This is a genomic window from Mesorhizobium sp. M1396 (assembly GCF_040317725.1).
In the GTDB taxonomy this organism is placed as follows: Bacteria; Pseudomonadota; Alphaproteobacteria; order Rhizobiales; family Rhizobiaceae; genus Mesorhizobium.
Genome location: NZ_JAMYLA010000069.1, coordinates 19,396 through 30,222, shown reverse-complemented (window position 1 = coordinate 30,222; position 10,827 = coordinate 19,396). Strand labels below are relative to the sequence as shown.

Genomic DNA, 10,827 nt, shown 5'->3' with positions numbered 1-10,827 from the left:
AGAGAAGACGGACAAACCCCGTTTTACGGGGCATGCACATGCGGCATTTCGATTCACTCAAAACTTTCCCCGGACAGCCCTGCCCGCAAGGGGGGAGATTGGCAGCGTCATTTGTGGCGCTCTTCCTTGCAGCGTTGAAGATTTGGCGAAAGCAGAACAAACAGCCGATCTCCCCCCTTGCGGGGGAGATGTCCGGCAGGACAGAGGGGGGTGCTGTCCCGCCGGCTTTGCGAATCGGCCGATCCCCGCCAAGTTCTACTTCGTCTCGCCAATCCGCTCCGCCTTGTCGAGATTGTCCTTGCCGATGACGATCGGCGTCAGCAGCACCAGCTTCTCCTTGGGCTCGGTCTTGTCCTTGGCGAACGCCACCGCGATGCGGACCGCCGTGCGCGACTGCTCGCCGGGGAATTGCTCGACGGTGCCGGCAAGTTTGCCGTCACGCACCGCGACCAGCGCCTCGGGAAGCGCATCGAAGCCGTAGATCTTGACGTCGGTGAAGTTGCGCGCCGCGCAGGCCTCCATGGCGCCCAGCGCCATATCGTCATTGGCGCAGACGATGGCGTCCGGCTTGCCGTTGGCGGCGAGCCCCGCCTCGGTCACCGACAGCGCCTCGGCGCGGGCGAAATTGGCGGTCTGCTCGAAGACGATCTGGTACTTGTCCTTCAGGGGATCGAGCACATTGTGCACGCCCTTGTTGCGGTCGATCGCCGGGCCGGCACCCGGCTGGCCCTGCAGATGGAAGATCTTGGCGCCGTTGGGGAACGCCGCCACCATAGCCTGGGCTTCGGCCTCGCCGCCCTTGACGTTGTCGGCGCCAACATGGGCCAGAATACCCTCGACACCGTCGACGCGGCGGTCGATCGTCACCACGGGAACGCCGGCCTTGACCGCTTCCTCGATCGCCGGCGCCAGCGCGTTGACGTCGAGCGGCGAGATGACGATGGCGTTGACCTTCTGCACCAGGGCGGCCTCGATGTCGGCGGTCTGCTTGGTGGCCGAGTTCTGGCCGTCGCTTTCGGTCAAATTGACGCCCTGCGCGGCGGCTTCCGCCTTGATCTCGTTCAGCATGTGCACGAAGAACGGAAAGCCGAGATTGGGCACCGAGCCCAGGATGGTGAGCTTGTCCTGCGCAAACACCGAGGGTGCGGCAAGCATCATGGCGCCAAAGGCCGCGGACGACAGCAGGAATTCGCGTCTGTTCATGGGATCCTCCTCCACAAGAACGCACGCCCCCGAAAACCGGGATCGGTTTCAGGAAGGATCATGCGTCGGTTCAAAGTGTTGGAGCATCCTCCCTGCGCCCGAAAACGCATGCCGCTCCAGCTGGCCGCCGCTGTAAAAAAGAGCCTCCCACCGACGCCTGCGCGGGGATGCTAGCCCAGGGTCAATCATTTGTGCAACATCGATATAACAGAGCTGCCGGGCAACTTATCGGAATTGTCGGATTTTTGAATTGCGGGCTTCCTGCCCTTCGCCGATCGGCTCCGGTGCGCTGCCCCAACACCGCGTGGCGGCCGTCTCGCATGATCGGCGCGCCTGGCTTCCATTCCCTGGGTCCGGCACTATTTCTGGACAATGCGGATCGCCCAGTAGTGGCACCGGTTTTGGGAGAACGATATGCACGACAACACGGCCTAAACTTTCAAAGCCCACGATTTGGAGAATTGCATGAAGCCGCAAATCATCTGCCATATGCTGGCATCCCTTGACGGCAGCCTCCACCCGAGCCGCTACACCAGGAGCCCCGACGGCACCCTGGCCGAATGGTCGAGCCTCTATGAGCATATCCACAATGACCTCGCGGGCGACGCCTGGATCGTCGGCCGCGTCACCATGGCCGAGATGAGCAAGGCCGTCGCGCATCCGCCGGCCAATGCCGGCAAGGTCGACCGGCCCTATCATTTCGCGCGGGCCGGTGCGGGCATTTATGCCGTGGCGCTCGATACCTCGGGCAGGCTTCACTTTTCCAAACCCGACATCGGCGGCGACCATGTCGTGGTGCTGCTCGGGCGTGACGTCGCGGACAGCCATCTGGCCGAGCTCGCCGCCGACGGCGTGTCCTATGTCGTCGCGGAAACCGCCGACATCGATCTCTCGGCGATGGTCGAGGTTCTCGGCCGCGAATTCGGCATCCGCAGGCTGCTGCTCGAGGGCGGTGCCGGCATCAACGGTTCTTTCCTCGCGGCAGGGCTCGTCGATGAGTTGAGCCTTCTCGTCGCGCCGGCGCTCGACGGGCGCGCGGCAAACCAGGGTTTCGTCGAGTTCGGCGAGAGCGGCCTGGCGGGCAAGACGCAGTTGTCCCTGAAGAGCTGCGAGGCGCTGACGCATGGGGTCGTCCATCTGCGCTACGCCGTCACGCCTGGTTGAGCGCTCGCAAAACGGCCGGTAACCTGACTGTTACCAGCCGTATCTCGCCAGCCTTGTCGCCGAGGCTTCAGCCCGTCAGGCGGCGTATTGCATGGCTTCGAGATCGGCGATCAGCGTCGGGCCGGTCGGATGCCAGCCGAGCCGAGCCTGGGTCAGCTGGCTGGAGGCCGGCAGATCCATGGACGCGAACATCCCCATCCAGCCGAAATGCTCCGCCGCCTTTTCCGGCGGTATCGAAACGACCGGCAATTTCAGGCCCCGGCCAACCGTCGCGGCGATCTCGCGCACCTCGACGCCTTCCTCGCCGACGGCGTGATAGCGCGCGCCGGGCTGCCGCTTTTCCACGGCGAGACGATAGAGGCGCGCCGCGTCGAGGAGATGGCCCGCGGAGAAGCGATTGCGGCCTTCGCCGACATAGGCCGAGACGCCCTTCTGACGCGCGATCTCGATAAGCGGCGAGATGAGGCCCTGTTTGACCGGGTTGTGGACCTGCGGCAGCCGCACCACCGACACATTGACGCCTGCCTCCAGCAAGGCATTGCCGGCCAGTTCCGACGCGATGCGCGGATTGGGATGGCTGGTGTTGAAGACGTCCTCGCTGGCCAAATGGCCGTGTCCGGGGCTGCCCATGCCGACGCCGGAGGTGATCACCAGCGGCCGGTCGGATCCGGCGAGTGCGGCGCCGAGTGCCGCGATGACGCGCTTGTCCTTTTCGCAGTTGTCGGCAAACCGCGAAAAATCATGGTCGAACGCCGTATGGATCACGGCCTCCGCCCTAGCCGCGCCGTCGCGCAAGCCCTCGGGATCCTCGAGGGTTCCGCGATGCACTTCGGCGCCGGCTGCGGCAAGCGCCTCGGCGCCGGCGTCGGACCGGGTCACGCCGACCACCTGGTGGCCCGCCTTGATGAGTTCGGGAACAATCCCCGACCCGATGAAACCGGTCGCGCCGGTGAGAAAGATACGCATGCAAAATCTCCTGCACAGTTGCCTGCGTAATATTGCTGGTCTATTATTCTATTAAAGTAGTGACCTTATCATGGTATAACGGCTAACAGGATGCCCTCCAATTCCGCCGGCTCACTGGCAGCGTTCCTGAAAGACCGGCGCACCCGGCTCGATCCGGCGTCCTTCGGCTTCTCGGGGCGCCGACGCACGCCGGGGCTGCGCCGCGAAGAGGTCGCCCAGCGCGCCAACATCAGCCCGACCTGGTACACCTGGCTGGAACAGGGCCGAGGCGGTGCGCCCTCGGCCGATGTCCTCAACCGCATCGCCAAGGGCCTGCTGCTGACCGAGGCGGAACGCGAACATCTTTTCATGCTCGGGCTGGGGCGCCCGCCCGAGGTCCGCTACAGGGGCGTCGAGGGCGTCAGCCCCCGGCTGCAGCGCCTCATCGACACGCTCGATGCCAGCCCCGCTTTGATCAAGACCGCCACCTGGGATGTCGTTGCCTGGAACCGCGCCGCGCAGGTCGTGCTGACCGACTACAGCGCCCTGCCCGCCGGCCAGCGCAACATCCTGCGCTTCATGTTCCGCAGCCCTGTCATCCGTGCCAAGCAGCACGATTGGGAAGGCCTCGCCCGTTTCGTGGTGGGAGCGTTCCGCGCCGATGCGGCCCGCGCCGGCGCGGTCTCAGAGGTCGCCCAGCTCGTCGACGAGCTTTGCAGCGTCAGCCCCGAGTTTGCCGCGCTGTGGCGCGAAAACGACGTGCTCAGCCACGGCGACGGGACAAAGCGCCTGAAGCACCCGGAACTCGGCGATATCGAGCTGGAATATTCGGGGTTCGCGGTCGACGGCCGGCCGGATTTGAGCCTGACCGTCTACAACCCGGTCGACAGCGCCGTCGCCGACCGTATTCGCGCGCTGGCTCTCGCCCGACACCCCAAAGAGTAAGGGCAGGATGACCCATCCGCCGCGATGACGCCCGCCGCCCTCAAGCGCGCTCGCAGACCGCCTTCAGGATCTGCAAGGTCGGCCCCAGTAGAGATTGGCATGCCAGACGCTGGCCGGCGCGGCGGCGATGACGATTGTCTTGATGATCGGCGCGGCAGACTCACTCATGCGGTGCAGACTATCGCGGGAGCGGCGGCGACAATATCGCCGCTCCAGGCGGTGCGGATGCCGTCACCTGCTTCATGCCCTGCGCACGAAGGCAGCAGCACGGCTTGCGAAGCCATCGCGGCCCGTGGCATCTGTCGGCTCCACCAACACAGACGGCACCATGACACCACGGCGGACACCACCAAGCGGCAGGCAGGCGGCGTCCGGCGTCAGCCTAAACCGCGCGCTGTCGAAGCTCGGCCTGTGCTCGCGCACGCAGGCCGAGGTGCTGATCGCGGAAGGCCGCGTGCGCGTCGGCGGCAAGGTGGTGCGCAATGCCTCACTGCGCGTCGACCTCAACCGCGACCGCATCGTCGTCGACGGTGAGCAAATTGTTGCCGAGCGCAAGGTCTATCTCATCCTCAACAAGCCGCGCGGGCTGGTCACCACCCGCGACGACCCGCAACAGCGAGACACCGTCTATGCCTGCCTCGAAGGGCTCGATTTACCCTTCGTCTCGCCGGTCGGCCGCCTCGACAAGGCCAGCGAAGGCCTGCTGTTGATGACCAACGACACACAATTTGCGAACCGGCTGATGGATCCGGCCTCGCATTTGCCCAAGACCTACCACGTGCAGATCGGCACGGTGCCGGATGAGGCGATGCTGGACAAGTTCCGCGCGGGCGTGACCGTCGACCGCGAGACCCTGACCGCCAGTTCGATCGAGCTTTTGCGCAGCGGTGGCCGCACCGCCTGGCTGGAGATCGTGCTCGACGAAGGCCGCAACCGCCACATCCGCCGCCTGCTCGCGGCGCATGGCATCGAGGTGCTGCGCCTGATCCGCATCGCCATCGGCCGCCTGCAGCTTGGCGATCTCGCCAAGGGGAGCGCGCGGCATCTAACGCCGGAGGAACTCGCGCTGCTGAGCGGGTAAGCGAACGGGCTCAAGGTAGCGTTCTGTGGCGGTGGGTTCTTGAGAGCGCCGCAGAAAAAACTTTTGCACCTCACCGATGATTCCCACCCACCTCCGCTGTCTTCACCTACAGGCACCGGAATCCTCCGGGCCGCAAAAGCGAGGTGATCCATGGGATCGTTACAAGGTCAGAATGTCGTTGTTGTTGGAGGCAGCCGGGGTGTCGGCCGCGCCATCGTCGAAACGGTGTTGAGCGAGGGCGCGACCGTGCTCGCCGTCGCCCGTGGCACGGAACCCCTTCAGGAACTGTCCTGGGAGCACCCCAGGGTGAAGACGCTTGCCGCCGACGCCACGCAGGACACGGCGCCCGAGGCGGTGTTCGCAGCGCTGCAGCCTGACGTGCTGGTGATCTGCGCCGGCGCGCTGGCCCCATCAGCGCCTATCCCGGAACAAAACTGGGAGGACTTTTCCGCCAACTGGGACATGGACGTCAAGGCATCCTTCCTGTTCTGCAAGGCGGCACTCCAGGGCAGGCTGAAGCCGGGCAGCCGCGTAGTGCTGATTTCCAGCGGCGCCGCGCTCAGCGGCGGGCCGCCGAATTCCGCCGGCTATTCCGGCGCCAAGCGCATGCAGATGTTTCTTGCCGCCCACAGCCAGAAGGAGGCCGACCGGCTGGGCCTTGGCCTTCGCTTCATGGCGCTGGTGCCGATGCGCATCATGGCCGGCACCGGCGTCGGCCAACACGGCATTACAGGCGTTTCGGCCTATCTCGGGATCAGCCCGGCGGATTTTCTGGCCAGCATGACCGATGTGCAGACGCCGGCCGATGTCGGGCGCGCCGTGGTCACGCTCGCCGGTGGCAGGCTGCAAGGCGTCTCCTTCACGGTGAGCGGCAGCGGCCTTGCGGCGGCGGCATGAGGCGCGCAGGATGCCGGCCGAAATCAGCACTGCAGGCTCGCTATGACAGATGCTCCCGGCCCGCTTGAGCCGCTGGGCCAGCCGATCCTCGATCGGCTGGCCTTCGAGCGCCTGACAACGGCCCACCGCCGCGAGCTCAAGCTGCACTGCTACCGGATGATGGGTTCGCTGCACGAGGCAGACGACCTCGTCCAGGAGACGTTCCTGAAAGCCTGGCGCGGCCGTTCGCAATTCGACGGGCGCGGTTCGCCGCGCGGCTGGCTCTACACGATCGCTACCAACAGTTGCCTCAACGCCATCAAGGCAAGATCCACGGCGTATCGCATTCTCGAACCGCCCGGACGGCCGCCGACCGAGGGGCGCGCCGCCGGCGGACCCGCCGCCGAGCTCGCATGGCTGGAGCCCTACCCGGACGTCGAGCTGCCCGATCTCGTCGACGGCGAACCCGGTCCGGAAGCGCGCTACGAGACCCGCGAAGCCGTGCAGCTTGCCTTCGTCGCCGCGATCCAGCTTTTGCCGCCCAGGCAGCGCGCCGCCCTTTTGCTCTGCGATGTCCTGGGCTGGTCGGCGCTCGAGACGGCGCAATTGCTGGGCGGCTCAACCACCTCAATCAACAGCGCCCTGCAGCGTGCCCGGGCAACGCTGGTGACGCGCTATCCCCAAGGACGACCCCTGCAGCGCGATCGGCCCAACCGCGAGGAGCGCCTGCTGCTCGAGCGCTACATGCAGGCCTGGCAGGCCGCCAATCTCGACGACTTCGTCGAATTGCTGCGCGAGGACGCCACCTACCACATGCCGCCATGGCTGGACTGGTACCGGGGACGCCGGGCGATCCGAACTTTCTTCGAGACTGTCTGGGCCAATTTCTCCGGCTACCATGCGGTCGCCACCAGGGCCAACGGCCAGCCCTCCGTCGCGATCTATGCGCGGCGCCACCAGGATCCCGAGTGGCGCGCGCAGTCACTGCATGTCATCGAGCCGGCCGACGGCCAGATCGCCTCGCTGACTGTTTATGTTGGTCCGCTCGGTCCCGACCTGTTCGCCGCCTTCGGCCTGCCGCCCGTCTGGCCCGAGCCGAACAAATGATCATCGCATCCATCTCCTGACAGAAAGCTGCCGAGGCGATCAGGAAGTTCGACAAGTAGAGACATTTGGAATTGGACGAAGCATCCCCCAACCACGGGGCGGAGCAGGAGCGAATATCCGTCGCGAAGACCCGTGAAATGCAGCGGACACAATTCTGCACCGTAGCAACGCTTTGAAGTCGCGGCATGGATCCCCGGGGCTGCGCTGCGTCGCTACGCCCCTTGCTCCGCCCTTGGATGACGAAGCGACGGCGTGTTGCGCCGAGCCGGCGTTACTGCCGCCCTACTTCTGGTTCCATTTCCGAATGACCGGTTCGCCCAGATCGTGCTCGTAGCCGAGCACGCTGATGCTGGCCGTGTCGAGCACGAACAGCGCGCCGCCTTCGGGCGGCAAGCCGAGCCAACGTGCTGTCAGCACGCGCAAAAAATGTGCGCTGGAAAACACCAGAATCGAGCCGCCAGCTTCACGAAGCTGTCTGACGATCGCATCCGCCCGCGCGCCGACATCGGTCGCGCTCTCGCCTTGCGGACAGCCGTCGCGAAACACGGTCCAGCCGGGCCGCTCGGCCAGTATCTGTTTTGTTGTCAGCCCCTCATAGGCGCCGTAGTCCCATTCCTGCAGATCGTCCTGCTTGACGCTCTCGGCACCGAAGCCGGCCAGCACGCTGGTGTTGTAGGCGCGCTGCGACGGGCTCGACCACACGGCTGAGAACGACAGACCCCTCAACCGATCCGCGACATCCCGCGCGGCGGCCTCGCCGGCGGGCGTCAACGGCATGTCGGTGCGGCCGGTATGCCGCCCCGAAAGGCTCCACGCCGTCTCGCCATGCCGGACCAGATGGATTTGGGGAAACGCGCTGCTCATGAGATGCCTTTCGATGTCGCGAGCACCTTAGGGGACGATATGGGAAAGGGGAATTCGGTTGGTACAAAGTGCGTGGTCGCCTGGCTTTGATCCGCGTCAGGCTGGACCTGTGAGGAGCCCTATACCGCAACTATATCAGGGGTAGCCGCTTCAAGGCTCACGCCACCCAAGGGCATCGGCCCTTGCTCAACAGGTCGAGATCATCATGTACAAACATCTGCTCATTGCCACCGACGGATCGGAACTGGCCGGCAGGGGCGTTGCCCACGGCCTGGCGCTGGCCAGCGGCCTTGGTGCCGCCGTCACTTTCATCACTGTCTCCGAACAATTCCCGGTCTTCGCCTGGGGCGGCGCCATGGCCGGCTTTGCCGCGGGCGATGAACTGGCCGCCTACCAGGGAGAGGCGCGCAAATATGGCAAGGAGGTTCTCGACAAATGCAAGGCATCGGCGGACGCGGCCGGCGTCTCCGCAGAGGTCGTGCATGTCGAGGACAAGAGGCCCGCCGAGGCGATCCTGGAGCTGTCGCAGGCTCGAGGCTGCGACTTGATCGTGATGGCCCCGCACGGGCGTCGCGGACTGGGCAAGCTGCTTCTGGGAAGCCAAACGGCGGAAGTGCTGTCCTACACCGAAATCCCGGTTCTGGTGGTGCGCTAAACCTGTCCGCAAATCTCAGCCGCGCGACTGTAATGACAATGTCATTACAGTCTGCTATGGTCTGGACGAAGAAGGGAGCTATTCATGCCACCGTCACATCATCCGCTGCCGAAGAGCGTTCCGCTCAATATCCGCGTCAAGCCGGAAGTTCGTAATCTGATCGACCGTGCAGCGGAACTGCTCGGCAAGAATCGCACCGACTTCATGCTTGAAGCGTCGCAACGGGCCGCAGAGGACGCGTTGCTCAACCGGCTCGTGTTCACCGTCGAGCCGGATGTCTACGCTGCGTTTCTGACCCGTCTCGACGCGCCGCCGCAATCGAACGATCGGTTGCGCCGCACCATGACGACAAACGCTCCATGGGACGCTGCGTGACGCTGTCGGCCCCGGTTCCGATCGCGGAACATCACGAACTCAGCGAATTTTTATCGGGCATACCCTCACTCGACGATTGGTTGAAAAAACGTGCCCGGACCAATCAGGCGGGCGGTGCATCCCGTACCTATGTGACCTGCGATGGCAACCGTGTCGTTGGCTACTACGCCATTGCCAGCGGCGGCGTGAAGATGGTCGAAGCTCCTGGTCGCTTCCGGCGCAATATGCCCGATCCGATCCCGGTTGCGGTGCTGGGCAGGTTGGCGGTCGACAAGGCACATCATGGCCGAGGCATCGGTCGTGCGCTCGTGAGGGATGCCGGTCTACGGATACTCCAGGCCGCTGAGATACTGGGAATCAGAGGCATATTGGTGCACGCCATATCCGAAGACGCCCGAGCCTTCTATCTGGCTGTCGGATTCGAGCCTTCTCTGGTCGAGCCATTGACGCTGATGGTCACGCTCGCCGATCTCAATGCGAGTCTCAGCTGACGATCGCGGGCTGCAAAGCGTCCGCTAGCGCATAGCCTCGCCCACAAGATATACCCCCAGCGCCAGCATCCCGACGAAGAACATCTTGCGGAAGGTCTCGACGCTCATCTTCTGGCGCAGCGCCTGGCCGGCGAACATGCCGGCCAGAGCCGGCGCCAGCGCTAGGATCGACCCCGCCAGTTGCGCCGTCGGCGACGCCAGAGCGCAGGTCCTGAACAGCCCGATGGCGAGCGCTGCCGTCGACACGGTGAAGGACAGGCCGAGCGCCTGGATCAGGTCCTCCTTGTCCAGCCGCAGCGATTGCAGATAGGGCACCGGCGGGATGACGAAGACGCCGGTGACGCCGGTAACCAACCCGGTCGCCACGCCGGCCAGCGGCGACGCCCACACTTCGTGGTGCACCGGCGTGATGAAGCCTGCCTTGGCGAGACCGACGAGCGCATAAAGCACCAGCGCCGCGCCCAGCCCCGCCGAGGCCACGCCCGTATGCGTGCCGGTCAACAGGCCGGCACCGGCTACGGTGCCGAGCACGATTCCGGCCGTCATCGTCCACAGCCGCTTGCACAGGCCGCCAAAGGATGGCCCGGCCAGCAATTGCCAGAGATTGGTGACCAGCGACGGGATCAAAAGCAAAGCGGCGGCCTGCGCCGGCGGCATCGTCACCGCCAGCAATCCCATCGCCACGGTCGGCAAGCCCATGCCGACGACGCCCTTGACGAAGCCGGCTGTCAGGAAGACGGCGCCGATCCAGGCGAGGACGCCGGCGCTCAGCATGGTGGCATCTTCAGGGCGGGATCAGTCATGCAGCAGCATGTCCGTGGCGTCGGCATCCGGGCTGGCGGCCTCGGGTGTGGCTTTTGCCGGCGCGGCATCGCGGCTGACAGGAGTCGTCGCCGCGCATCTCTGCAAGCCGGGCTCCGCCCGCGCCATGGCAAAGCAGGCCACCGCAATTGCCAGAGCAATCGCCGCGCCTTCAAGTAGGCCGAACCGGCCTGATGCTCGTTCGCTCATCACAGACCTCTACGCAAAACTGTTTGACGAAGATCTCGGCCGATCACAATGTGGAAGTTGCGCTGCCAGCCTTCGGCCAGAACGAAGGCTGGCGCAAGGAACCGACCGCC

General features: G+C 65.2%; 13 protein-coding genes. 8 read left to right on the top strand and 5 right to left on the bottom strand.

Annotated features, from left to right (window positions below; all coding sequences use genetic code 11):
• Nucleotides 1-255 precede the first annotated feature (255 nt).
• Nucleotides 256-1,203, bottom strand: a complete 948-nt coding sequence (locus NKH02_RS30540; protein ID WP_352871441.1) for a substrate-binding domain-containing protein — start codon at nt 1,201-1,203, stop codon at nt 256-258.
• Between the two features lie 465 nt (nt 1,204-1,668).
• Here NKH02_RS30540 and NKH02_RS30535 point away from each other — a divergent pair, with 465 nt between their 5' ends.
• Nucleotides 1,669-2,367: a RibD family protein gene (locus tag NKH02_RS30535; RefSeq protein WP_352871440.1), complete on the top strand. Its 699-nt coding sequence runs from the start codon at nt 1,669-1,671 to the stop codon at nt 2,365-2,367.
• A gap of 75 nt (nt 2,368-2,442) precedes the next feature.
• On the opposite strand, the gene NKH02_RS30530 is transcribed toward NKH02_RS30535, so the two are convergent.
• The gene (locus NKH02_RS30530) at nt 2,443-3,333 is read right to left on the bottom strand and encodes an SDR family oxidoreductase (protein WP_352883349.1); all 891 of its coding nucleotides are present in this window, start codon (nt 3,331-3,333) and stop codon (nt 2,443-2,445) included.
• 90 nt (nt 3,334-3,423) lie between these two features.
• On the opposite strand from NKH02_RS30530, the gene NKH02_RS30525 reads away from it, so the two are divergent.
• The 4 genes from NKH02_RS30525 (at nt 3,424) to NKH02_RS30510 (ending at nt 7,321) form a co-directional block, all read left to right on the top strand.
• The gene (locus tag NKH02_RS30525) at nt 3,424-4,257 is read left to right on the top strand and encodes a helix-turn-helix transcriptional regulator (RefSeq protein ID WP_352871438.1); all 834 of its coding nucleotides are present in this window, start codon (nt 3,424-3,426) and stop codon (nt 4,255-4,257) included.
• A gap of 328 nt (nt 4,258-4,585) precedes the next feature.
• Nucleotides 4,586-5,338 (top strand): pseudouridine synthase, encoded by a 753-nt coding sequence (locus tag NKH02_RS30520; protein WP_352883350.1) that lies wholly within the window; start codon nt 4,586-4,588, stop codon nt 5,336-5,338.
• A 150-nt stretch (nt 5,339-5,488) separates the two neighbouring features.
• Complete coding sequence (locus NKH02_RS30515; protein ID WP_352883348.1) at nt 5,489-6,235, top strand: SDR family NAD(P)-dependent oxidoreductase; 747 nt, start codon at nt 5,489-5,491, stop codon at nt 6,233-6,235.
• A gap of 42 nt (nt 6,236-6,277) precedes the next feature.
• Nucleotides 6,278-7,321: an RNA polymerase subunit sigma-70 gene (locus NKH02_RS30510; RefSeq protein ID WP_352883347.1), complete on the top strand. Its 1,044-nt coding sequence runs from the start codon at nt 6,278-6,280 to the stop codon at nt 7,319-7,321.
• Between the two features lie 282 nt (nt 7,322-7,603).
• Here NKH02_RS30510 and NKH02_RS30505 read toward each other — a convergent pair whose 3' ends face one another.
• Nucleotides 7,604-8,185 (bottom strand): histidine phosphatase family protein, encoded by a 582-nt coding sequence (locus NKH02_RS30505; protein WP_352883346.1) that lies wholly within the window; start codon nt 8,183-8,185, stop codon nt 7,604-7,606.
• Between the two features lie 205 nt (nt 8,186-8,390).
• On the opposite strand from NKH02_RS30505, the gene NKH02_RS30500 reads away from it, so the two are divergent.
• The 3 genes from NKH02_RS30500 to NKH02_RS30490 all read left to right on the top strand — a co-directional run bounded on the left by NKH02_RS30500 (nt 8,391) and on the right by NKH02_RS30490 (nt 9,706).
• Nucleotides 8,391-8,840, top strand: a complete 450-nt coding sequence (locus tag NKH02_RS30500; protein WP_352883344.1) for a universal stress protein — start codon at nt 8,391-8,393, stop codon at nt 8,838-8,840.
• Nucleotides 8,841-8,924: 84 nt separating this feature from the next.
• Nucleotides 8,925-9,215: a type II toxin-antitoxin system TacA family antitoxin gene (locus NKH02_RS30495; RefSeq protein WP_352871431.1), complete on the top strand. Its 291-nt coding sequence runs from the start codon at nt 8,925-8,927 to the stop codon at nt 9,213-9,215.
• Entirely contained in the window at nt 9,212-9,706 is a 495-nt protein-coding gene (locus tag NKH02_RS30490; RefSeq protein ID WP_352883343.1) for a GNAT family N-acetyltransferase, read from the top strand. Before NKH02_RS30495 ends, NKH02_RS30490 begins: the two co-directional genes overlap by 4 nt.
• 24 nt (nt 9,707-9,730) lie before the next feature.
• On the opposite strand, the gene NKH02_RS30485 is transcribed toward NKH02_RS30490, so the two are convergent.
• Together NKH02_RS30485 and NKH02_RS30480 are read right to left on the bottom strand one after the other, a co-directional pair.
• On the bottom strand, nt 9,731-10,480 hold the full coding sequence (locus NKH02_RS30485; protein WP_352883342.1) for a sulfite exporter TauE/SafE family protein: 750 nt from the start codon (nt 10,478-10,480) through the stop codon (nt 9,731-9,733).
• 21 nt (nt 10,481-10,501) lie between these two features.
• The gene (locus NKH02_RS30480; RefSeq protein WP_352871428.1) at nt 10,502-10,717 is read right to left on the bottom strand and encodes a hypothetical protein; all 216 of its coding nucleotides are present in this window, start codon (nt 10,715-10,717) and stop codon (nt 10,502-10,504) included.
• Between the last annotated feature and the right edge of the window lie 110 nt (nt 10,718-10,827).